The 20,701-nt window shown below is 67.4% G+C and carries 22 protein-coding genes; 7 read left to right on the plus strand and 15 right to left on the minus strand.

All coding sequences use genetic code 11. The annotated features are described in order from the left end of the window. Nucleotides 1-7 precede the first annotated feature (7 nt). Both R2601_RS04940 and R2601_RS04945 read left to right on the plus strand, forming a co-directional pair. Nucleotides 8-961: a lyase family protein gene (locus tag R2601_RS04940; protein WP_007794459.1), complete on the plus strand. Its 954-nt coding sequence runs from the start codon at nt 8-10 to the stop codon at nt 959-961. A 157-nt stretch (nt 962-1,118) separates the two neighbouring features. Beyond that, on the plus strand, nt 1,119-1,409 hold the full coding sequence (locus R2601_RS04945; RefSeq protein WP_007794464.1) for an ArsR/SmtB family transcription factor: 291 nt from the start codon (nt 1,119-1,121) through the stop codon (nt 1,407-1,409). Between the two features lie 58 nt (nt 1,410-1,467). Here R2601_RS04945 and R2601_RS04950 read toward each other — a convergent pair whose 3' ends face one another. From R2601_RS04950 to R2601_RS04975, 6 genes are all read right to left on the minus strand, one after another. Continuing rightward, a complete protein-coding gene (locus tag R2601_RS04950) occupies nt 1,468-3,369 on the minus strand; it encodes an acyl-CoA synthetase (protein WP_007794467.1) in 1,902 nt (633 codons plus the stop codon). A gap of 142 nt (nt 3,370-3,511) precedes the next feature. Next, nucleotides 3,512-4,726, minus strand: a complete 1,215-nt coding sequence (locus R2601_RS04955; protein WP_007794470.1) for a class I SAM-dependent methyltransferase — start codon at nt 4,724-4,726, stop codon at nt 3,512-3,514. Nucleotides 4,727-4,788: 62 nt separating this feature from the next. Continuing rightward, complete coding sequence (locus R2601_RS04960) at nt 4,789-5,091, minus strand: DnaJ family domain-containing protein (RefSeq protein WP_007794474.1); 303 nt, start codon at nt 5,089-5,091, stop codon at nt 4,789-4,791. An 88-nt stretch (nt 5,092-5,179) separates the two neighbouring features. Further along, complete coding sequence (locus R2601_RS04965; protein WP_007794476.1) at nt 5,180-5,611, minus strand: MarR family winged helix-turn-helix transcriptional regulator; 432 nt, start codon at nt 5,609-5,611, stop codon at nt 5,180-5,182. A 320-nt stretch (nt 5,612-5,931) separates the two neighbouring features. Then, nucleotides 5,932-7,491, minus strand: coding sequence for a bifunctional metallophosphatase/5'-nucleotidase (locus R2601_RS04970; RefSeq protein WP_007794478.1), 1,560 nt, complete (start codon nt 7,489-7,491; stop codon nt 5,932-5,934). A 143-nt stretch (nt 7,492-7,634) separates the two neighbouring features. After that, nucleotides 7,635-8,207 carry a TetR/AcrR family transcriptional regulator gene (locus R2601_RS04975; protein WP_007794481.1) on the minus strand — a complete coding sequence of 191 codons (573 nt, stop codon included), beginning with the start codon at nt 8,205-8,207 and terminating at the stop codon, nt 7,635-7,637. Nucleotides 8,208-8,319: 112 nt separating this feature from the next. Between R2601_RS04975 and R2601_RS04980 the strand changes: the two genes are divergently transcribed. The 4 genes from R2601_RS04980 to arsC are packed head-to-tail and all read left to right on the plus strand — an operon-like array spanning nt 8,320 to nt 10,324. Continuing rightward, nucleotides 8,320-8,538 (plus strand): putative antibiotic biosynthesis monooxygenase, encoded by a 219-nt coding sequence (locus tag R2601_RS04980; RefSeq protein WP_007794484.1) that lies wholly within the window; start codon nt 8,320-8,322, stop codon nt 8,536-8,538. Nucleotides 8,539-8,595: 57 nt separating this feature from the next. Continuing rightward, entirely contained in the window at nt 8,596-8,934 is a 339-nt protein-coding gene (locus R2601_RS04985; RefSeq protein WP_007794486.1) for a DUF952 domain-containing protein, read from the plus strand. Continuing rightward, nucleotides 8,931-9,989 carry a quinone-dependent dihydroorotate dehydrogenase gene (locus R2601_RS04990; RefSeq protein ID WP_007794489.1) on the plus strand — a complete coding sequence of 353 codons (1,059 nt, stop codon included), beginning with the start codon at nt 8,931-8,933 and terminating at the stop codon, nt 9,987-9,989. Before R2601_RS04985 ends, R2601_RS04990 begins: the two co-directional genes overlap by 4 nt. Further along, on the plus strand, nt 9,986-10,324 hold the full coding sequence (arsC, locus tag R2601_RS04995) for an arsenate reductase (glutaredoxin) (protein ID WP_007794491.1): 339 nt from the start codon (nt 9,986-9,988) through the stop codon (nt 10,322-10,324). The genes R2601_RS04990 and arsC overlap by 4 nt, the downstream gene beginning before the upstream one ends. 204 nt (nt 10,325-10,528) lie before the next feature. On the opposite strand, the gene R2601_RS05000 is transcribed toward arsC, so the two are convergent. From R2601_RS05000 to R2601_RS05040, 9 genes are all read right to left on the minus strand, one after another. Continuing rightward, on the minus strand, nt 10,529-11,749 hold the full coding sequence (locus R2601_RS05000) for a phenylacetate--CoA ligase family protein (protein ID WP_007794495.1): 1,221 nt from the start codon (nt 11,747-11,749) through the stop codon (nt 10,529-10,531). Nucleotides 11,750-11,762: 13 nt separating this feature from the next. Continuing rightward, entirely contained in the window at nt 11,763-12,323 is a 561-nt protein-coding gene (gene thpR, locus R2601_RS05005; protein WP_007794498.1) for an RNA 2',3'-cyclic phosphodiesterase, read from the minus strand. A 41-nt stretch (nt 12,324-12,364) separates the two neighbouring features. Further along, complete coding sequence (locus R2601_RS05010; RefSeq protein WP_007794500.1) at nt 12,365-13,189, minus strand: ABC transporter ATP-binding protein; 825 nt, start codon at nt 13,187-13,189, stop codon at nt 12,365-12,367. Between the two features lie 108 nt (nt 13,190-13,297). Continuing rightward, nucleotides 13,298-14,590: an ABC transporter substrate-binding protein gene (locus tag R2601_RS05015; RefSeq protein WP_007794506.1), complete on the minus strand. Its 1,293-nt coding sequence runs from the start codon at nt 14,588-14,590 to the stop codon at nt 13,298-13,300. Nucleotides 14,591-14,640: 50 nt separating this feature from the next. Further along, on the minus strand, nt 14,641-15,717 hold the full coding sequence (locus tag R2601_RS05020; protein WP_007794509.1) for a branched-chain amino acid ABC transporter permease: 1,077 nt from the start codon (nt 15,715-15,717) through the stop codon (nt 14,641-14,643). A gap of 95 nt (nt 15,718-15,812) precedes the next feature. Continuing rightward, entirely contained in the window at nt 15,813-16,067 is a 255-nt protein-coding gene (locus R2601_RS05025) for a hypothetical protein (RefSeq protein WP_007794512.1), read from the minus strand. A 219-nt stretch (nt 16,068-16,286) separates the two neighbouring features. Continuing rightward, nucleotides 16,287-17,240: a branched-chain amino acid ABC transporter permease gene (locus R2601_RS05030; RefSeq protein ID WP_007794515.1), complete on the minus strand. Its 954-nt coding sequence runs from the start codon at nt 17,238-17,240 to the stop codon at nt 16,287-16,289. A 13-nt stretch (nt 17,241-17,253) separates the two neighbouring features. After that, entirely contained in the window at nt 17,254-18,117 is an 864-nt protein-coding gene (locus R2601_RS05035; protein ID WP_050768432.1) for an ABC transporter ATP-binding protein, read from the minus strand. A gap of 88 nt (nt 18,118-18,205) precedes the next feature. Further along, on the minus strand, nt 18,206-20,170 hold the full coding sequence (locus R2601_RS05040; protein ID WP_007794519.1) for an AMP-binding protein: 1,965 nt from the start codon (nt 20,168-20,170) through the stop codon (nt 18,206-18,208). A gap of 259 nt (nt 20,171-20,429) precedes the next feature. Here R2601_RS05040 and R2601_RS26925 point away from each other — a divergent pair. Continuing rightward, a partial coding sequence (locus R2601_RS26925; protein WP_007794522.1) for an Ntn hydrolase family protein occupies nt 20,430-20,701 on the plus strand: 272 nt, incomplete at its 3' end.

The raw sequence follows: 20,701 nt of genomic DNA on the forward strand, positions 1-20,701 counted from the left end.
GGACGCAATGACCGCCACGCCATTCGACAGCGCCCATTTGCACAAGCTCTTCGCCGCCGGCGAGATCGGCAAGCTGTTCTCGGACAGCGCCGAGATCCGCGCGATGATGATCGTGCTCGGCACGCTGGCCAAGGTTCAAGGCGCCGCCGGCGTGATCCCCGAGACCGCGGCCAAGGCGATCCACCGGGCTTCGCTCGAGCTGCAGGTCGATCCGCGCGGGTTGGCCGAGCAGGCGGCGCGGGACGGCAGCCCGGTGCCGGCGCTGGTCGAGGCCTTTGCCAGCCTGATGCAGGCGCCGGAATACGCCCGTTACCTGCTGCATGACGCCCGCCCGCAGGATATCGAGGACAGCGCGCTGATGTTGCGGCTGCGGCAGGCCCTGACGCTCTACGGCGACGAGCTGGACACGCTTCTGGACCAGCTCGCGGCGCTGGCGGGCAGCGGCCGGCAGCCCTGTGCGGCGCTGTCCTGCGGACGCTCTCTGCTGCCGTTGCGCGATGCCCTGCCCGAGCTGCGCGGGCGCGCGCTCTGCGTGTCGCTCGGCGGCGACACGGCGCTTCGCGCGGCGCTGGCCGAGGCGCTCAACCTCGCCGATCCCGGCCGCGACTGGAGCGAGGAGCGCAGCGGACCACGGGCCATCGCGGACTGGGCCGCCCAGCTCACGCAGGCCTTGGCGCTGATCCGGGCGCCGGGCGAGACCGGCACCGAGGCGGCGGCACTGGCATCGCTCTGGGTGCACTCCTCGGCCATGCGCAGCATGTTCCCCAGCGCCCAGTGCGGCGCCGCGGCTCGGTTCACCGAATGGCTGGCCCTTCCGCAGCTCATGCTGGGCACCGGCGCCGCCCTCAAGCATGCGCGCGCCCTCGCCGAGGAGCGGATGCAACGGGCTCCGACCGGGCCGGGCAAGACGCTGGAGCCCGAGGCGCTTGAGCGCTTCATCGCCGCGGCGACGCGCGGCTAGGCAGGCCCGGCCATCAGGCCGGCAGTTGGGCGCCGTCTGGCCGCGTATCCGGTGGCGCTATCTCGCAATCTGCGCGGGACATGCTATATATGCTGCATTCGCAAAGTGAGCCCGCATCGTGACCGATCAAACCCATATTGTTCCCCCGCCGAAGGAAATGGCCGAGAACGCGCGCAGCGCGGCGGCCTACCTCAAGACGCTGGCTCATGAAGGCCGGTTGATGATCCTGTGCCATCTGGGCGCCGGAGAGAAATCGGTGGGCGAGCTCGAGCAACTGCTCGAAATGCGACAGGCCGCCGTAAGCCAGATGCTCGCCCGTCTGCGCGAGGAAGAGCTGGTGACCACGCGACGCGAGGGCAAGACGATCTATTACAGCCTTGCCAACGAGGACACGAGCCGGGTCATCGGCCTGCTCTACGAGATTTTCTGCGCCCGCCACGAGTGCTGAGGCACGCCTCCCCCTGAAACGACACCGGGCGGCCCGAGCCGCTCGATCCGTGCAATGCCTACTCGGCCGCGACCTTTCGGTCCGCCACCCAGTCCCACGGTCGGGTGAAGGCGCCGAGGCAATGGCACACCGACTCTTCGTCTGCACCGTTGCGTTCGACTTGCGCCACCAGACCGCGCTTGCGGTCGTCGATCACGTCGACCACCCGCGCCGGCAGTTCCGCCGCCTCGAGCGCGGCGTTGTAGATCCGCTGGATCGCCAGCATCCGCAGCTTCGGCTTGAACACCTTGCCCACCGCGGTCTTCGGAAGCTCGGGAAGGATGGTCATGTGCTTGGGATAGGCGGCGCGCTCGTGAATATGCACACGGGCGTGCTTCATCAGCTCGTCCTCGCTGACCTCTGCGTCCGCGACCAGCTCCACGAAGGCGCAGGGCAGCTCGCCCGCATGGGCGTCGGGCTGGCCGATGGCACCGGCAAAGGCCACCGCCGGGTGCGCCAGCAACGCCTCCTCGATCTCGGCCGGATCGATGTTGTGACCGCCGCGGATGATCAGGTCCTTGGCCCGGCCGGTGATCCAGAGATAGCCCTCGTCATCGACGCGGCCCAGATCGCCGGTGCGCAGGTAGATGCCCTCGTGGAAGAGATCGTGGTTCTTGTCCTCTTCGGTATAGGTCGAGCCGGCATAGACGCCCGGGTTGGCGACGCAGATCTCGCCGACCTCGTCGGTGGCGCATTCCCGCGGCCCTTCTCCGGTCTGCTTGACGATCTTGACGTGGGTGTAGGGAAAGGGAATGCCGATCGAACCGACCTTCTTCTTCCCCTCGGGCGGGTTCACCGAGACGAGGCAGGTCGCCTCGGTCAGGCCGTAGCCCTCGCAGACGGTGACTCCGCAGGCGCTCTCGAAGCGCTTGAACAGCTCCATCGGCATCGGCGCCGAGCCGGAGAAGGCCGCGCGCACGCTCGAGATGTCGGCATCGACCTTGCGCTGCATCAGCGCCGAGACGGCGGTGGGCACGGTGATCACGAAGGTGATCTTCCAGCGCTCGCAGAGCTTCCAGAAATTGTCGAACACGCCGTCGCCGCGATAGCCTGCGGGCGTCGGGAAGACCACGTGCGCGCCAGAACAGATCGCCGACATCAGGATCACGTGCACCGCGAAGACATGGAACAGCGGCAGCGGGCACATGATGTTGTCATGCTCGTCGAAAAGCAGGTTGTGCCCAAGCCAGCCGTTGTAGAGCATCCCCGAATACAGATGCTGTGCCACCTTGGGCATGCCGGTGGTGCCGCCGGTGTGGAAATAGGCCGCAACGCGGTCGCCTTTGCTGTCGGCAAAGCTCAGCTCGGTCGGCTGCTTGCGCAGTTCCTTGTTGAAGCACTTCACGTCGGCATGGGGATGGCCATCACTCTTGGGCCGAATGAGCGGCACGATCCAGGATTTCGGCGGCGTGAGATAGCGGTTGAGGTCGATCTCGAGCACCGTGTGCACATGCGGCGCGTGGCGGCAGGCCTCGGCCACCTTCTGCGCCACGTCGGTCTTGGGAAATGGCTTGAGCGTCACCACCACCTTGGCGTCGGTCTCGCGCAGGATGGCGGCGATCTGCTCGGGCTCGAGCAGCGGGTTGATCGGGTTCACGATCCCCGCCACAGCGCCGCCCAGCAAGGTGTAGAGCGTCTCGTTGCAGTTCGGCAGCACGTAGGCGACCACGTCGTTCTCGCCGACGCCCAGGCTGCGGAACAGGTTGGCCGCCTGCGCCGTGCGGTCGCGCAGCTGCGCCCAGGTCACGGTCTCGGCCTTGTCCCCGGGGCCCGAGAACATCTGGTAGCTGACCGCCGGACGGTCAGGGAAGGCCTCTGCCGTGCGGCTCAGCTGGCCCCAGAGCGTGGCGGGAACATCGCGTTCCGCCCACGGCATCTCGGCTTCGATCGCGTTGCGGTCGCTCACGGACGCAAAGCTCATGGTATGGCTCCTCCCTCGTGCCCGGACGGCGCCGGGCGATGTTCTCCTCGCGTCACAGTCTGAGAAGGAACGGCCGTCGGCGCAAGGCACAGGGACGTTACGGCAGCCCCGTCACGACGCAACGTTCCGACGCGCGCGGCAGTCACTTGGGCGCATGCCCGCCCGTACGCAGCAATCCCGAATAGAGCAACAGCCCCCATGGCGCCAGCGCCGCCTCGACCTGCGCCCAGACGGTGCCGAATCCCAGCGCGTCGAAGCGCGCCGCGCGGGCGATCTCGGTCAGGTTGCGCCGCCCGTCGATCGCCGCCAGCACCGGCGCCGCACCGCGCGGCAGGGTGATCTCGGCCGAGAGCTGGCCGATGCGCAGCGGCAGGCTGCGCCCCTGCGCCACGGCCTTGGCCAGCGGCTGCCGCTGCACGCCACGCAGGTGCGGCACGAGGCTGCGGTCGGTGCCCTTGGCGATGGTCGTCCCGGTGCCCTGTGGCACGGCATAGGCGGTGTGCATGCGGATGGTACCACGCAGCTTCTCGGCCACCGCCATCTGCTGCGCGCGGTCCATGCCCTCGGGAACCTCGGCGATCTGCCCGAGATCGTAGATCGCAGGCGTGGTGAAGGAGGCAAGATCCCAGCCGGTTTCGCCCAGCACCCCGAGCAGCTCGGGCACGCTGAAGGCGCGATCCTGACCGTGCAGCAGCAGGTCGTAGAAGCCGGCGTCGCTCTTGTGGTGATCGCCGAGATTGCGGTTGCTGGCGAAGGGATGGCCCTCGGGCAAGGTCGCGGCAATGGTCTTGGCCCGCTCCAGCCGCTCTGCCGCGGGCAGCCCCTCGAAGAGCGCGCCGAAGGCCTCCTGCAGCGCGTAGACGCCCGAGCGGCCATAGGGCGCGTAGACCATGAAGCCGAGCCCGCCCCCGGGCGCCAGAGCGGCGCGCAGGGCGCGGAAGCCCTCGGCCGGATCGGGCAGATGATGCAGCACGCCGCAGCAGTCGATATAGTCGAACGCCCCGTATTCGGCCGCGTCGAGCAGGCTGGCAGTGTGGAAGCTGATGTTGGTCAGGCCGCGCATCGCCGCGCGCGCCTCGGCCACAGCGCGCGAGGCGGTGGAGAGGTCGAGATAGGTGATCTCGGCCGCGGCGCCGGCCTTGTCGAGCAGCGTGGCGAGTTGGATCAGCCCGTCGCCGGTTCCGCCGCCGGCGACCAGCACCTTGAGCGGCTGCGACCAGTCGCGCTTGCCGCGCCACAGGAAGTGATCCATCTCGAGCGGGTGCGACGGCGAGCCGGTGATCAGCCGGGTCTTCTCGTCCTCGGGATCGCGCTCGGGATAGGGAAAGGCTTCGTACTGTTCCTTGACGCTGACCATCCGGCGCGGCCCTCCTTGATGCGGCCGCGACCCTGCCACGGCGCTTGGAGATTGTCCAAGCCTCAGCGCGCCTTGCGGGCGATCTCGATCTTCGCCTCGAGCAGCGACATGTCCTGCATCATCCGCCGCCGCTCGCTGCGGTCGGCGGTGTCGCGCAACGCCTCGCGAAGCCTTGACAGCTCGCGCGAGAGCGAGACGAACTCGGGCACCGCGCCGTTGTCCTTCAGGATACGGGTCATCACCGCCGCCTCGGGATCGTCGCAGGCAGGCAGAGGCCTGCCGGCACCGGGCAGGTTGTCGAAGGCGCCCTCCCCTTCGGCCTTTGCGATGCGGGCGTTGATCAGGTCGATCAGCGGATGATCCATCGGCGTCTCCTGAACCGGCGCATGGGCCGGGTGGCATGGACCGCAAGGATGCCGCAGTTCGGGCCCCGCTTCCAGCCCGTCTCGGGGCTTACTTGCGCAGCGCGTCGACGGCCCGGGTCATCAGGTCGAGGAAGGCTGTGCGCTCCTCGTCGCTCATCTCGGCGGTGGCGCGGGCGTTGACCGCCTGCGCCTCGGCCTGGGCCGGCCCCTGCAGATCGCGGGCGCGCTCGGTCAGATGGATGGTGCGGGCGCGGGCGTCGCCCGCGTGGGCGCGGCGCTCGATCAGCCCGTCGCGCTCCATGCGCTTGAGCGTGTTGGCCATGGTCGCCTGTTCGACATCCAGCCGCTGCACCAAGTCGCGCTGGGTCAGCCCATCCTCGCGCCAGAGCTCGAGCAGGCACTGGAACTGCGCCGGCGCCAGCCCCATGGGGTTGATGCGCTCGGCCAGCGCCTGGGCAAAGAGCCGGGCCTGGTGATTGGCGAGGTAGCCGGCGGAGCGCGACTTGTCGAAATCCTTCATGCGCCCTGCCTTAACAGCGCCGTGATCGCATGGCTATCGGCGGATCCGCGAGACGTCGCGGCACGGGTGCGCCACGATGGGGGCGCTGCCCCCGTCCGCGCGAGGCGCGGCCTCCCCCGGGATATTTCAGGCCAGAAGAACCTCAGGGGCGCTGCGCTCCTGGCTTCTCTTCGTCAAAAATACTCCCGCCGGAGGCAGTCCGGCCCCTGCGGCCAGGCCCGGTTTGCGGAACGTCTTTCGGCGAAAGGCCCCCTGCACGCATGCAAGGGGCGCGCGGTGGTCAAGCCGCGCGCCCGGTCAACAAGCTCCGTTCGGGAGACTTATTCCATCACGGTGATTCGACCGTCGGTATAGGGCGCGTAGGGCGCGTTGGCGGCGAGGTACTCCGCCGTCACATCCGCAAGGTCGGGGCCGAAGTCATAGGCGTTCTCGGCATCGACGAACATCTTGTAGCCATCGCCCCCGTTGCGCACGTAGTTGTTCGACACCGCGCCGTAGGTGGCTTCGGGGTCGACCGGCTCGCCGCCGACCATGACCTCCGAGATTCGGCTGCCCGGCTCGGCGGAGGGATCGACGCTGAACGACATGCCCGCCACCTGCGGGAAGCGGCCTGCGCCTTCCTCCATCTGGCTGACGCCGTTCTCAAGCGCCTCCACCAGCGTCGCGCCGGTGATCTGGAAGGTCGAGAGGGTGTTCTGGAACGGCAGCACCGTCAGCACCTCGCCCATGGTGACCTCGCCCGCGTCGATCGAGGCGCGCAGGCCGCCGCTGTTGGCGATGGCAATCTGGATGCCCTGATCCTGGACACGGTCGAGCATGGCATCGGCCACGAGGTTGCCCATCGAACATTCCATTGCCCGACAGACATCGCGGGCTCCGACGATCTCCTCGGCGGTCTCGGCGACGATTTCGTTGCGGATCTCGTCGAGCGGAGCCGCGGCCTCGGCGATGCGCGACTTGGTGGTCTCGTCCTCGGTGACGCTGGCATCCATGACCAGCGGTGCCCCGGAGGCTTCGGTGACAGTACCGTCATCGTCGAAGGTTACGCTGAGCTCGCCCAGGAACTTGCCATAGGCGTAGGCCGAGACGATCGCGGTGTCGCCCACCATGGTGGGATAGGGGCCCTCGGCCCCGTCCATCTCGCCCAGCAGGGTGTTGGAGTGGCCGCCGACGATCACGTCCACGCCGGTGGTGTTCTCGGCGACCGCGAGATCGACCTTGTAGCCCGAGTGCGACAGCACGATGATCTTGTTCACGCCCTCTTCGGTCAGCTTGTCGACCTCGCCCTGCACCGCGTCGGCGGGGGGCGTGAAGATGACGTTCGGCCCCGGCGAGGCAAGCTCGTCGGTGTCCTGCGGGGTCAGGCCGATGAGGCCGATCTTCTCGCCGTTCTTCTCGATGATGGTCGACTTCATGATCGCATCGGCCAGCAGCGGCTCGCCCGAGACATCGGCATTCGACATCAGCACCGGGAACTCGACCGAATCGACGAAGCCGCGCAGCACCTCGGGGCCGTCGTCGAACTCGTGGTTGCCCACGGTCATCGCGTCGTAGCCCATCTTGTTCATCATTTCGGCGGCGAGCTTGCCCTTGTAATAGGTGTAGAACAGCGTGCCCTGAAACTGGTCGCCGCCATCCACCAGCAGGTAGTTGTCGAGCCGGCCCTTGGCCTCTTCGAGCGCGGTCACGAGGCGGGCGGAGCCGCCGAAGCACTCGCCCGCGGCGTTGTCCTCTTCACCACAGGTCGAGTCGTACTTGCTGATCGGCTCGAAGCGGGAATGGAAATCGTTGGTGTGAAGAATGGTCAGCGAATACTCGGCGCTCGCAGCGCCGGCGGTAAGCGCAAGCGCGGCGGCACTGGTCAGCAGACGGAAATTCATCGGGGAAACCTCTCTGTGGGCGTTATTATGACAGGATTGTTGCAACGCTTCCGCGAGTGAGTCAAAGCACGGCTTCACCTTACGTAGCGCCCGCCCGTCGCAGCAGGGCGGCAGCGCCTATTCGGGGCGCTTCGTTTCGCGCGCTATGGGACGGTCCAGCCCCGCACCAGCGTACGGGCCATGCCCGCGGTATCGGCGTCGAGCCGGTCGACCAGGAGGTGCAGCCACGCCATCGCCATCACCGCCCGTGCCATGTCCCGCGCGGGGACCTCTCCGGAAAGCTCCCCGCGCGCCTGCGCCCGCTCGAACAGCACCGAGAGGCTCTCGAGCCGCCCGAGCCGGTAGGCCTCCAGCGCCTCGAGGACATCCGGGTCCGCCTGCGATGCCGCGATGATGTGGCGGAAGATGCGGCCCTCGGGACGCCCCCAATGCGCGAAGAGCGTGTCGAGCACCCCCTTCACGTCGCCCTCGAGCGTGCCGGTATCGGGATAACCCGCGATGCGCTTCTGGCGCTGGTAGACCGCCATCAGCAGCGCGCCGCGGGTCGGCCACCAGCGGTAGAGAGTCGCCTTGCCGGCGCGGGCGCGCCTGGCCACGGCCTCCATGCTGAGCCCGGAAATGCCCTTCTCCTCGACCAGCGCCTCGGCGGCGTCGAGCACCGCGGCCTCGGTCTCGGGATTGCGGCGGGCGCCGATGGAGGCTCGTTTTTCGGTCATTGGCGATGGATCCGGTCTTTTTTTCCCGTCTTACGTCTTTACAAGCACCGAGGCCAGCCCCTATAGAAACGATACGTTCCGTTCAAATACCTGCGCTACCAAGGATCCGTACATGACCGTTGCCGCCCGTCCTCCCTCCCGCGCCCGGCTCGCGATCTTCGTCTTTCTCGGGGTCTACCCGCTGGTGACCGCGCTGATCTATGCCCTCGCCCCGCTCACCGTCGGCTGGGAGATCTGGCAGCGCAACCTCGTGATGGTGCCGATCATCGTCGTCACGATGATCTGGGTCATCATTCCCCGCATTCACCGCCATTGCGGCCGCTGGCTTTGACAGGCAACGACGCCGCCGGGGATTGACCGGCGCGGCGTTCGCGGTCATCTGGGGACCATGCTGATCTACAAAATCCTGAGGTCCGGGGAATGGGCCGCGCTGCAGGCAGAGGCCGAGACCACCGGTGCTCCGGTGGACGAGGCCGATGGCTATATCCATTTCTCGACCCTCGCGCAGGTGCGCGAAACCGCTGCCAAGCATTTTGCCGGCGGTGACGGGCTCTACATCCTCGCCTTCGAGGCGGACGATCTCGGCGAGGCCCTCAAGTGGGAGCCGTCGCGCGGTGGTGCCTTGTTCCCGCATCTCTACGGCCCCCTGAAGCTCGCCGACGTGCGCTGGTCGCGTCCGCTGCCGCTCGGCCTCGGCGGTCATATCTTCCCGGATGACATGACATGAGCCTGATCGAACGCGCCGGTCTGGCGGTGCTGCACCGCATCGATCCCGAGGCCGCGCATGGCCTCGCGATGCTGGCGCTCAAGACGGGCTTGGCCCCGTCGGCGGGCCCCCTGACCTCCGAGCGCCTGCGCTGCAGCGTTGCCGGTCTTTCGCTTGCCAACCCGGTCGGGCTTGCCGCCGGGTTCGACAAGAACGCCGAGGCGCTGCCCGGTCTGGCGAAATCCGGCTTCGGCTTCGTGGAGGTCGGCGCCGCCACGCCACGCCCGCAGCCCGGAAACCCCAAGCCGCGGCTGTTCCGCCTGACGCAGGAGCAGGCGGCGATCAACCGGTTCGGCTTCAACAATGACGGCATGGAGGCAATCGCCGGCCGGCTGGCACATCGCCCGCGCGACATGGTGCTGGGGCTCAATCTCGGCGCCAACAAGGACAGCGACGACCGCGCCGCGGATTTCGCGCAGGTGCTGGCACGCTGCGGTGGCGATCTGGACTTCGCCACGGTCAACGTGAGCTCGCCCAATACCGAGAAGCTGCGCGACCTGCAGGGCAAGGATGCTCTGTCGGCGCTGCTCGCCGGCGTGCTCGCGGCACGCGACGGGCTGGCCAAACCGATCCCGGTGTTCCTTAAGATCGCCCCCGATCTCGACGAGGCCGGGCTGACGGACGTGGCCGAGGTGGCGCTGGCCTCCGGCATCGACGGCATCATCGCCACCAACACCACCCTCTCGCGCGAGGGGCTGAGCTCGCCCTTCGCGGCGCAGGCGGGCGGGCTCTCGGGCCAGCCGCTGTTCGAGAAATCGACCCGCGTTCTGGCGCGGCTGTCGCAGCTGACCGAGGGCAGGCTGCCGCTGATCGGCGTCGGCGGCGTGGGCTCGGCGGAACAGGCCTATGCCAAGATCCGCGCCGGCGCGTCGGCGGTGCAGGTCTACACCGCACTGGTGTTCGGCGGCATGAGCCTCGTGCCCGAGATCGTGCGCGGCCTCGACGCGCTTCTGCAACGCGACGGCTTTGCCAGCGTCGCCGAGGCGGTGGGCACGGGCCGGGAGGATTGGCTGTGATCCTCTGGCACAACCCGCGCTGCTCGAAATCGCGCGAGGCGCTCAAGCTTCTGGAGGCACAAGGCGTCCGACCCGAGATCCGCAAATATCTCGAGGACGCCCCCACCTACGAGGAGCTCAAGGCGGCCCGGACCGCCCTGAACCTGCCGGCGATCGAGATGATGCGCAGCAAGGAGCCCGCCTTCCGCGAGCTGGGCCTGAGCAAGGACGCCGACGACGACACCTTGCTGCGCGCCATGGCCGCCGAGCCCAGGCTCATCGAACGCCCGCTCGCCATCGAGGGCCCCCGCGCCATCCTCGGCCGCCCTCCAGAAAAGGTGCTCGACCTTCTCTGACCGCCAACCAGACGCCCCGTCTTCTTTGGTTCAAAAATACCTCGGGGGTGAATTGGCCGCAGGACAAGAGGGGGCAGCGCCCCCTCTCTTCTTTCTTGATCGCGCGCCTCCGGCGCGACAGGGCGCAGCGCCCCCTTCCGCCCACGCCCCCAGGTGCCCCGCCGGGACGGCAGCACATGGCCCACGTCACTCACCCGGCAAAGTTCAGTCGTAGACCCGCGCGTCCTCGATCACCACGCCATCGCGGGGCAGCCCGCCCGGCGGCACAAGTTCCACCGTGCCCTTGAGCTTCAGCACCTCCGCCACCGTGCCGGCATAGGCCGCGGGGTCGCCGGCACTGGTCTCGATGCGCACGGTCAGCACGTCCATCTCGCCCTCGCGGCTGGCCACCACCCGCGCCCGGTCGATCTCGTCGTGGCGTGCCACCAGAGCCGCCACCTGCTCGGGGCGCACGAACATGCCCTTGATCTTGGTGGTCTGGTCAGCGCGGCCCATCCAGCCCTTGATGCGCAGGTTGCTGCGCCCGCAGGGGCTCTCGCCCTCGAGCACCGCCGACAGGTCGCCGGTGGCGAAGCGGATCAGCGGGTAGTCGGGGTTGAGCGTGGTCACCACCACCTCGCCGACCTCGCCCGGAGCGACCGGATCGCCGGTGCCCGGGGTGACGATCTCGACGATCACCCGCTCGTCGCAGATCATCCCCTCCATCGCCTCGCTCTCGTAGGCCACCATGCCGAGATCGGCGGTGGCATAGCATTGCCGGCAGGCGATGCCGCGCTCGGCGTACCAGGCACGCAGCGATGGGAACAGCGCCCCGCCCGAGACCGCCGCCCGGGTGATGTTCAGCTCAAGACCCAGCGTGTCGGCCTTCTCGAGGATCAGCTTGAGGTAGTCCGGCGTGCCGGCATAGGCGGTGACGCCCAGATCATGCGCGGCGCGGGCCTGCAGCTCGGTCTGGCCGGTGCCGGCGGGCAGCACCGCCGCCCCCACTGCCCGGGCGCCGTTCTCGAAGATCATCCCGGCGGGTGTCAGGTGATAGCCGAAGCAATTCTGCACGATGTCGCCCTGCCCGATGCCGCAGGCATGCAGGAAGCGCCCGAGCCGCCACCAGTCCTGCTCGATGCCGCCCGGCTCATAGATCGGCCCCGGAGACTGGAAGACATGGGCAAAGCCATGCACCGGCCTCGCGGCGTAGCCGCCAAGCGGCGCCCCCGGCCCCTGCGCCGAGACCAGGTCCGACTTGCGCAGCACCGGCAGGCGCGCCAACGCCGCGCGGTCGGTCACCCTGGCGGGGTCGACCCCGGCCAGCGCCTCGGCATAGCCCGGCAGGCCCTTGGCGCGGGCAATCTGCTCCGGCAGGGCCTCGGCCAGTGCCGCGGCGCGCGCCTCGGCGCTGCGCGTTTCGAGTTCGTCGTAGTAGCTGCTCATCCGAGCCTCCCTCTCATCCCGTCCCGGATCCTGTCGCCAGCGGATACTCCGCCAGCGTGTCGTAAACCGCCCCCTCGGGCGTCAGTGTCGAGCCCACCAGCCGCATCTCCGCGACCGGTTCGGGTGCCGTGCTCAGCCCCTCGAGCGGCGCCAGCGCGGCGTCGAGCCGCGGCCGGTCGGCGTCGCGCAGCCCGGCGCCGAAGCGCAGGAGCGTCACGTGCGGGCGAAAGCGCTCCCGCGGAAGCGCCATCCCCGCTGCCGTGGCCGCCCGCACCGCCTCGCGCTGCAGCGCGACAAGCGCGGGCACCTTCGTCACCTCGGCGGCCAGCAGCTTGACCCGCCGCCCGCCGAAAGTTGCCAGCCCCGAGAGCGCCAGCGTCACCGCCGGCAGCGCCCGCTGCCCGAGCACCAGATGCAACTCGCGCAGCTCGGCCTCTGGCCGGTCCCCGAGGAAGGCCAGCGTCAGGTGCAGGTTGTCCTCCGGCACCGCGCGGCCGACCGGCACCGCCTCCTGCACCGCGATCAGCGGCGGCAGGAGAGGCTCCGGGATCGGCAGGGCAAGAAAGCACCGCATCTCCCTCCCTCTTGAGATGTCTCAGCCGCGCCGGTCGCGGATCACGCCAGCCACCGCTTGCGGCGGCGATAGGAGCGCACGTCGCGGAACGACTTGCGGCCCTCGTCCGAGACGCCGAGATAGAATTCCTTCACGTCCGGGTTTTCGCGCAGGTCGGCGGCGGGACCATCCATCACCACGCGCCCGTTCTCGAGAATGTAGCCGTAATGGGCGAAGCGCAGCGCCACGTTGGTGTTCTGCTCGGCCAGCAGGAACGACACGCCCTCGCCCTCGTTGACCGCCTTCACGATGCCGAAGATCTGCTCCACCAGCTGCGGCGCGAGGCCCATCGAGGGCTCGTCGAGCAGGATGGTCTCGGGGCGCGACATCAGCGCCCGCCCGATGGCGCACATCTGCTGCTCGCCGCCCGAGGTGTAGCCCGCCTGCGACTTGCGGCGTTCCTTGAGGCGCGGGAAGTAGTCGTACACCATCTGCAGGTCGGCCTCGACCGCGCCCTTGCCGTCCTTGCGGGTGAAGGCCCCGGTCATCAGGTTTTCCTCGACGGTGAGGTGCTCGAAGCAGTGCCGGCCCTCCATCACCTGGATGACGCCTTTCTTCACCAGCGCCGCCGGGTCGAGATCCTGCACCCGCTCGCCGCGATAGCTGATCGTGCCCTTGGTGACCTCGCCGCGCTCGGAATGCAGCAGGTTCGAGATCGCCTTGAGCGTCGTGGTCTTGCCCGCCCCGTTGCCACCGAGCAGCGCGGTGATGCCGCCCTTGGGCACCGAGAGCGACACCCCCTTCAGCACGAGGATCACGTGGTTGTAGATCACCTCGATGTTGTTGACCTCGAGCAGGGTCTCGCGCGTCTGACCGGCGTCCAGCATGTCATGTCTCTCCAGTGTCGGTGTGTCAGGCGGCGAACGGGCCGCCGCCGGACGGATCAGTGTCGGTATGTCCGGCGACGATCGAGGCCATCGCCGGACGGGTGCGGATCACATCTCGCAGTCTTCGTTGACCGGCCAGGGTGCGTTGGCCTCGGCGTATTCCTGCGCCTTGGCCATCTCGAGCTCCGAAATCGCCTCGCTGTCGGGCATGATCAGGTCGGAGGCCTTGACGAATTTCGCGCCGTCCCACTCGAGGATCCAGCCGCCGGAGTGGCCGGTGTGGTTCGAGCACGAGGTCGAGAACGGCGGCACCATGCCGGTCATCCCGAGCTCTTCGAGACGCTCCTCGGTGAAGTTCAGGTTCTCGAGGCCCCAGCGCAGGTCGGCGGGCGAGATCTCGGCCTTGCCGGTATGCTCCTGCGCCACTGCGATGCCCTCGGCGAGGATCGCCGAGATCACCAGCCCGCGCGAGTAGAAGACGCCCTGCATCTCTTCCTCGTTGGACTGGCTGTTGCCGGCATCGACCACGTGCTGCTTGACGTCCGCCATGACCGGCGCGTCCGGGTTCGGGAACGACCAGCTGACCGACTTGTAGCCCTTGCCGTCCTCGCCGACGATCTTGAGGTCGGCGTCATGACCCGACCACCAGACGCCGAGCATGTTCTCCATCGGGAACTTGGTCTTCACGGCCTCGGTGATGGCGCCCGCGTTCATCGCGCCCCAGCCCCACATGATGACATAGTCGGGACGCTCGCGGCGGATCTGCAGCCACTGCGCCGACTGGTTCTGCATCTCCTTGAGGCCGACCGGGATCGGCACCAGTTCGAAGCCCTGCGCCTCGGCCTTCTGCTCGAGATAGGGCAGCGGCTCCTTGCCGAACGGGTGGTCGAGATGCAGGAAGGCGATCTTCTTGCCGCTCAGGTCGCCCTGATCCTGCAGGTACTTGAGGATGATCGAGGCGCCGTCCCAGTAGCTCAGCGGGGTGTTGAAGGCCCACTGGAAGACCTTCCCGTCGGCCATCGGCGAGAAGCCGTAGCCCGGGGCGAGGATCGGAATCTCGTCGATATTGGACTTGGGCAGCACCTGCAGGGTGATGCCGGTCGACCACGGCTGGGTCACGATGGCCTTGCCCTTGGTCTTCTCGTAGCACTCCACGCCCTTTTCGGTGGAATAGCCGGTCTCGCATTCGTCGAAGTCGATCATCACGCCGCCAATGCCGCCGTCACGGGCGTTCAGCATGTTCATGTAATCGGCCTGACCGTTCATCAGCGGGATGCCGGTGGCCGCGAAGGGGCCGGTCCGGTAGGCGAGGTTCGGGGCGTAGAGGCCCTCGGCCATGGCGGTGGTGCCCATGACAGCGCCGAGCGTCGCCGCCACGGCGATCCTGGTGAAAGTCTTCATCGTCAAAGTCTCCTCCCTTTTATTCGATGATCTTGCGCCGGCCCGGCCCGTCAGTGCGGGAAGGGCCAGATGATGAGCTTCTCCCGGATCAGCGCCCAGAGCCGGGCGAGCCCGTGCGGTTCGATGATCAGGAAGAAGATGATGAGCGAGCCCACGATCATGATGTTCAGGTGCTCGACGGTGGCCGAGCTGATCGGGATGCCCAGCGCCTCTGGCAGCGTGTTCAGCACCACCGGCAGGCCGACGATCAGGATCGCGCCAAGATAGTTGCCGAGGATCGAGCCCAGCCCACCGATGATGGCGATGAACAGGATGCGGAAGCTCAGCGGGATGTCGAACAGGTTGGGCTCTGCCGCGCCGCGCCACATGAAGACGAAGAGTGCGCCCGCCACGCCGACCACGTAGGACGAGACGGCAAAGGCGGTGAGCTTGGAGCGCATCAGGTTGATGCCGATGAGCTCGGCGGCGATGTCCATGTCGCGCGTCGCCTTCCACGTGCGGCCCAGATTGCCGCGGGTGAGGTTGATGCAGAGCAGCGTGAGCAACGTCACGATGGCCAGCACCACGTAGTATTGCACCGTCGACGAGGCCTGCGGGCCGGCGACGTAGACACCGAACATCTCGAGGTTCGGCACCTGGATCGCGCCCGAGGCGTTATAGTTGTAGAGCCAGCCCCATTTCTCGAACAGCCAGACCAGGAAGAACTGCGCCGCCAGCGTCGCGATGGCGAGGTAGAAGCCCTTGATGCGCAGGCTGGGGATGCCGAAGGCCACGCCCACCCCGGCGCTGAACACGCCCGAGAACAGGATCGCCACCACCGGGTTCAGCCACGGCATCAGCGTGACCATCTTGTAGCAGGCATAGGCGCCCACCCCCATGAAGGCCGCGGTGCCGAGCGAGAGCTGGCCGGCATAGCCCGTCAGGATGTTCAGGCCGAGGGCGGCCAGCGAGTAGATCAGGATCGGGATCAGCAGCGTCTGGAAGGCAAACTCGCTCGCCATCAGCGGGAAGATCACCCATGCGAAGGCGAGGATGACGGCCAGCAGGAACGCGTCCTGCCGCACCGGAAACAGCGCCTGATCGGCCTGGTAGCTGGTCTTGAATTGTCCGGCCGTGCGATAGAGCATCCCGGGTCCTCTCCCTTGTTGTCAGGCCGCAGGGGCCCGGTGCGGTCGGAAGATCCGCCGCGAAATCGTCGTTTCCAGAGCCGCGTATCGCGGTGTCAGAGACTGCCTTCGTGCAGCCGCAGATCCTCGTCCGGGTAGGCCCGCTTCGGCGCCGGGGCATAGCCCGTCACCTCGCTGTGCCGCACCAGCCAGAGCCACGCCCAGAGCCCGAGCCCGCCGCCGATGGCGGCAAGGATCAGCGCCGTGACCATCTGCCCGTCGGCACCGCTGTCGGCGGTCAGGGCCAGATAGCCGAAGGCCCAGAAGCCGGCCCAGGCTGTGACGTTGAGGATCGCGATCAGCTTCGCCATCTCTTTCTTCTCCCTTGCAGCGGTGCCGCCAGCTCTCCTCCCGGCGCCACCCACCCGTCTCCTCGGAGCCTTGAAGGGGGCTCCACCCTGTCGCGATGATCCGGTCGCATCCTGCGCCGCTCTCACCTGTCCGTTGCCCGAAGGCTTGCCGGGGCTCCGCCCTCTGGCGCCTCGGACCCTCCCCCGGAGGGTCTGGCGCGCCAGAGCCGCGGACCGGCGCTAGACCCTTTCGATGATGCGTTCTCCGAACAGCCCCTGCGGGCGGAACAGCAGCACGATCAGCGCCAGCACGAAGGCGAACCAGGTCTCGGTATTGCCCCCGAGCAGCGGCTGGCCCCAGTAGATTTCGAACAGCTTCTCGAGCATCCCGATCATCAGGCCACCCACGATGGCCCCGGTGATCGATTCGAGTCCACCCAGCATCAGCACCGGCAGCGCCTTGTAGGCGATCACCTCGAGGGCAAAGCTGACGCCCGCCCGCGCGCCCCAGGCGATGCCCGTGACCAGCGCGATGATGCCGGCGATGAACCACACCAGAACCCAGATCTGCTGCAGCGAGATGCCCACCGACAGCGCCGCCTGGTGATCGTCCCCCAGCGCCCGGATCGCCCGGCCCATGCGGGTCTTGTTGAGGAAGGCCAGCAGCGCCACCACCAGCAGGGCCGCCACGATCACCGCGGTGATATCCTTCTGCTCGAGGATCAGCAGGCCGCCCCAAGGCTCGAGTACGACGCTGTCCGTGGGGATGCCCAGTTCCTCGGTGATCATCACCTTGTTCTCGCCGCCGAAGATGATCTCGCCGAGGCCGATCAGGAACAGCGTGATGCCGATGGTTGCCATGAACAGGATGATGTCGGGCTGGCCCACCAGCGGGCGCAGCACCACGCGTTCGATGGTGACAGCGAGGCCAAACATCACCGCCAGCGTGAGCAGCACGCAGATCCAGGCCGGCACGCCCATGGCGTGCAGCCCGACAAGGGTCAGCGCGGCGAACACCACCATGATGCCCTGCGCAAAGTTGAAGATTCGCGAGGACCGGAAGATCAGCACGAAGCCCAGCGCGATCAGCGCGTAGAGGATGCCCGAGACCAGACCCTCCCACAGAACCTGCAGCAGGAAGTCGGGCGCCGTGAACATGTCCACGAAAGGCTTGATGAAGATGTCGTTCAGCATGTCTCTCAGTCCCTCAATGCGCCACGCCGAGATAGGCGTCGATCACGTCCTGGTTCGCGCGCACCTCGTCGGGCGGGCCGTCGCCGATCTTCTTGCCGTAATCCATCACCACCACGCGGTCGCTCAGGTCCATCACCACGCCCATGTCATGCTCGATCAGGCAGATGGTGGTGCCGAACTCGTCGTTCACATCGAGGATGAAGCGCGACATGTCTTCCTTCTCCTCGACATTCATGCCCGCCATCGGCTCGTCGAGCAGCAGGATGCTGGGTTCGGCCGCCAGCGCCCGGGCCAGCTCCACGCGCTTTTTCAGGCCGTAGGGCAGCCGCCCCACCGGCGTCTTGCGGATCGACTGGATCTCGAGGAAGTCGATCACCTTCTCGACCACCTCGCGGTTGGCGATCTCCTCGTCGCGGGCCTTGCCCCACCACAGTGCCTGCGAAGCGATGCCGGCATTCATATGCGTGAGCCGCCCGGTCATCACGTTGTCGAGCACCGACATCCCCTCGAACAGCGCGATGTTCTGGAAGGTGCGGGCCACGCCCATCCGCGCCACCTCGTAGGGTTTCATCGGTGGCCGCTTGGCGCCCTTGTACCAGAGCTCGCCCTCGGAGGGCGTGTAGAAGCCCGAGATGATGTTGAGCATCGACGATTTGCCGGCGCCGTTGGGGCCGATGATGGCCCGGATCTCGCCCTCGCGGATGTCGAAGGAGATGTCCTTGATCGCCACCACGCCGCCGAAGCGCAGGGTGATGTTGCGAAGCTCCATCAGCACCCCGCCGATCTGCCGCCCGTCCGCGGTCACGTAGCCTTCGCTGTCCTTCACGGCCGCCTGCCTTTCGTCATTCGTCCAGTGTGTCTGTTCGGTCCCGTCCATCATGCGCGCCCCTCCCCGCGGGTGCGCCGGTCAGCGGGATGGCGGGCGGGGCGATTTGCGCAGCAAGAGCGCCGTCCAGCCATCCCCATCATTCTGCCGCCATCGCGGGCGGTGCCGCCGGCACCGTCTTCGCGTCCATGATCGCGAGCGTGGCGCGGATCTTGCCCTTGCGCCCGTCCTCGTAGGTCACTTCGGTCTCGGTGTAGATGCTGTCCGAGCCGTCATAGAGCGCCGCCACCAGGTCGTGGAACTTCTCGGCGATGATCTTGCGCCGCACCTTGCGGGTGCGGGTCAGCTCGCCATCATCGGCGTCGAGCTCCTTGTGCAGCACCAGGAAGCGGTGGATCTGGCAGCCCGAGAGCATCTCGTCCTCGGCGACGCTGGCATTGACCTCCTCGACATGGCCCCGGATCGTCTCGAGCACCTGGGGATGCCCGGCAAGCTCCTGGTAGGAGGCATAAGCGATGTTGTTGCGCTCGGCCCAGTTGCCCACGGCGGTCAGGTCGATATTGATGAAAGCGGTGCAGCGGTCCTTGCCCGCCCCGAAGACCACCGCCTCGAGGATGTTGGGGAAGAACTTGAGCTTGTTCTCCACATACTTGGGCGCGAAGAGCGCCCCGTCGGCCATCTTGCCCACGTCCTTGGCGCGGTCGATGATGCGCAGGTGGCCGGTGCCCTCCTCGAAGAAGCCCGCGTCGCCGGTGGCGACCCAGCCCTCGGGATCCTTGGTGTCGGCGGTGCTGTCGGCGTTCTTGTAATACTCCACGAACACGCCCGGCGAGCGGTAGAACACCTCGCCGTTCTCGGCGATGCGGATCTCGACCCCCGGCGAGGGCACGCCCACCGTGTCGGGCCGGACCTCGTTGTCGGGCTGCTGGGTGATGAAGACCGAGGCCTCGGTCTGGCCGTAGAGCTGCTTGAGGTTGATGCCGAGCGCCCGGTAGAAATCGAAGATCTCCGGCCCGATCGCCTCGCCGGCGGTGTAGCCGACGCGGACGTTGGAAAAGCCCAGCGTGTTCTTCAGCGGCCCGTAGACCAGCCCCGAGCCCAGCGCGTATTTCAGCCGGTCCAGCAGGCCCACTGGCTTGCCATCAAGGATCTTCGGCCCGACCTCGCGAGCATGGGCCATGAAGTGGTGGAACATCTTGCGCTTCAGCGCGCCCGCGTCTTCCATGCGGATCATGATCTGGGTCAGCTGGGTCTCGAACACCCGCGGCGGCGCGAAATAGTAGGACGGCGCGATTTCGCGCAGGTCCGTCATCATGGTCTCGGCGCTCTCGGGACAGTTGACGCAGAAGCCGGTCCAGTAGGCCTGCCCGATCGAGAAGATGAAATCGCCGACCCAGGCCATGGGCAGGTAGGCGAGCACTTCCTCGCCCGGCCCCAGCTTGTCGAACTCGGCCGAGTTCTTCGCGGTCTCGATGATGTTGCGGTTCGACAGCACCACGCCCTTGGGCTTGCCGGTGGTGCCCGAGGTGTAGAGCATCACGCAGGTGTCATCGTAGCCGAGACTCTCGCGGCGCGCGGTCAGCTCGCCGATGAACTCGTCATAGGCGGCGCGGCCCTGATTCTGGATATGCGAATACTCGTGCAGCCGGCGATGATCGTATTTCCGCATGCCGCGCGGATCGACATAGATCATGTGCTCGAACTGGTGCAGGTCGTCCTGAATGTCGATCACCTTGTCGACCTGCTCCTGATCGGCGGCGATGACGAAGCGGGCACCGCAATGCTGCAGCGCGTATTCCATCTCTTCCGCCGCCGCGTCCTGGTAGAGCGGCACCGGCACCGCGCCGCACATCTGCGCCGCCACCATTGACCAGTAGAGCGTCGGCCGGTTGCGGCCGATCACCGCGACGTGGTCGCCCTTCTCGACGCCGAGGTTCAGCAAACCCAGCGCGAAGGCTTCGATCTCGGTCTCGGCCTCGGACCAGCTCCAGCTTTGCCAGATGCCGAATTCCTTCTCGCGATAGGCCGGACGGGTGCCGAACCGGGTGGCGTTGCGCTGCAACAGAGCCGGAATCGAGCGCAGACCTTCCGCGCCCTCGGACATGTAAGCCAAGTTGTCTCCTCCCAATGCGCCCGGCTCCTCTTCCGGGCGGTGACCCCGTCTTGGCGAGGTCCGACGCGTCTCCCGTGCGTCTGGCCTCATTAAGGGTCAGGGTGAGGCTGATGGTCAATCATTTCGTGATGATTTCCGGATTCTTACGAATTGTAACAGCTCGGGGCGGGAGAGTGACGGGGGCGCAGCGCTGCCTGTCTGGCGGGGCGCCTGGGGGCGCGGGTGCATGGTGCCCCCAGAGGATTCGGTCATGACCTACTGCGTTGGATTGCTGCTCAACGCGCGCGTTGTCCTGCTGTCGGAGACGAGGACCAAGGCCCGTCTCGGCAACATTTCGACCTATCGGAAGATCTTCCGGTTCGAGCCGGCTGGGGATCGCCCCCTCGGCATCCTGACCGCCGGGTCGCTGTCAATCGCCCAGACCGTGATGGCGCGGCTCGCCGATGCCAACGAAGAGGCGGACAACGACCGCTCGATCCTGCCCGCGCCGACGATGCTCCAGGTGGCCGAACTTGTCGGTGC

Origin of the sequence: Salipiger bermudensis HTCC2601, assembly GCF_000153725.1 — a bacterium.
GTDB lineage: Bacteria > Pseudomonadota > Alphaproteobacteria > Rhodobacterales > Rhodobacteraceae > Salipiger > Salipiger bermudensis.

Coding starts and splice junctions, on each gene's coding strand:
- R2601_RS04940 (WP_007794459.1), top strand. CDS start 8: ATGACCGCCACGCCATTCGACAGCGCCCATTTGCACAAGCTCTTCGCC.
- R2601_RS04945 (WP_007794464.1), top strand. CDS start 1,119: ATGGCCGAGAACGCGCGCAGCGCGGCGGCCTACCTCAAGACGCTGGCT.
- R2601_RS04950 (WP_007794467.1), bottom strand. CDS start 3,369: ATGAGCTTTGCGTCCGTGAGCGACCGCAACGCGATCGAAGCCGAGATG.
- R2601_RS04955 (WP_007794470.1), bottom strand. CDS start 4,726: ATGGTCAGCGTCAAGGAACAGTACGAAGCCTTTCCCTATCCCGAGCGC.
- R2601_RS04960 (WP_007794474.1), bottom strand. CDS start 5,091: ATGGATCATCCGCTGATCGACCTGATCAACGCCCGCATCGCAAAGGCC.
- R2601_RS04965 (WP_007794476.1), bottom strand. CDS start 5,611: ATGAAGGATTTCGACAAGTCGCGCTCCGCCGGCTACCTCGCCAATCAC.
- R2601_RS04970 (WP_007794478.1), bottom strand. CDS start 7,491: ATGAATTTCCGTCTGCTGACCAGTGCCGCCGCGCTTGCGCTTACCGCC.
- R2601_RS04975 (WP_007794481.1), bottom strand. CDS start 8,207: ATGACCGAAAAACGAGCCTCCATCGGCGCCCGCCGCAATCCCGAGACC.
- R2601_RS04980 (WP_007794484.1), top strand. CDS start 8,320: ATGACCGTTGCCGCCCGTCCTCCCTCCCGCGCCCGGCTCGCGATCTTC.
- R2601_RS04985 (WP_007794486.1), top strand. CDS start 8,596: ATGCTGATCTACAAAATCCTGAGGTCCGGGGAATGGGCCGCGCTGCAG.
- R2601_RS04990 (WP_007794489.1), top strand. CDS start 8,931: ATGAGCCTGATCGAACGCGCCGGTCTGGCGGTGCTGCACCGCATCGAT.
- R2601_RS05000 (WP_007794495.1), bottom strand. CDS start 11,749: ATGAGCAGCTACTACGACGAACTCGAAACGCGCAGCGCCGAGGCGCGC.
- thpR (WP_007794498.1), bottom strand. CDS start 12,323: ATGCGGTGCTTTCTTGCCCTGCCGATCCCGGAGCCTCTCCTGCCGCCG.
- R2601_RS05010 (WP_007794500.1), bottom strand. CDS start 13,189: ATGCTGGACGCCGGTCAGACGCGCGAGACCCTGCTCGAGGTCAACAAC.
- R2601_RS05015 (WP_007794506.1), bottom strand. CDS start 14,590: ATGAAGACTTTCACCAGGATCGCCGTGGCGGCGACGCTCGGCGCTGTC.
- R2601_RS05020 (WP_007794509.1), bottom strand. CDS start 15,717: ATGCTCTATCGCACGGCCGGACAATTCAAGACCAGCTACCAGGCCGAT.
- R2601_RS05025 (WP_007794512.1), bottom strand. CDS start 16,067: ATGGCGAAGCTGATCGCGATCCTCAACGTCACAGCCTGGGCCGGCTTC.
- R2601_RS05030 (WP_007794515.1), bottom strand. CDS start 17,240: ATGCTGAACGACATCTTCATCAAGCCTTTCGTGGACATGTTCACGGCG.
- R2601_RS05035 (WP_050768432.1), bottom strand. CDS start 18,117: ATGGACGGGACCGAACAGACACACTGGACGAATGACGAAAGGCAGGCG.
- R2601_RS05040 (WP_007794519.1), bottom strand. CDS start 20,170: ATGTCCGAGGGCGCGGAAGGTCTGCGCTCGATTCCGGCTCTGTTGCAG.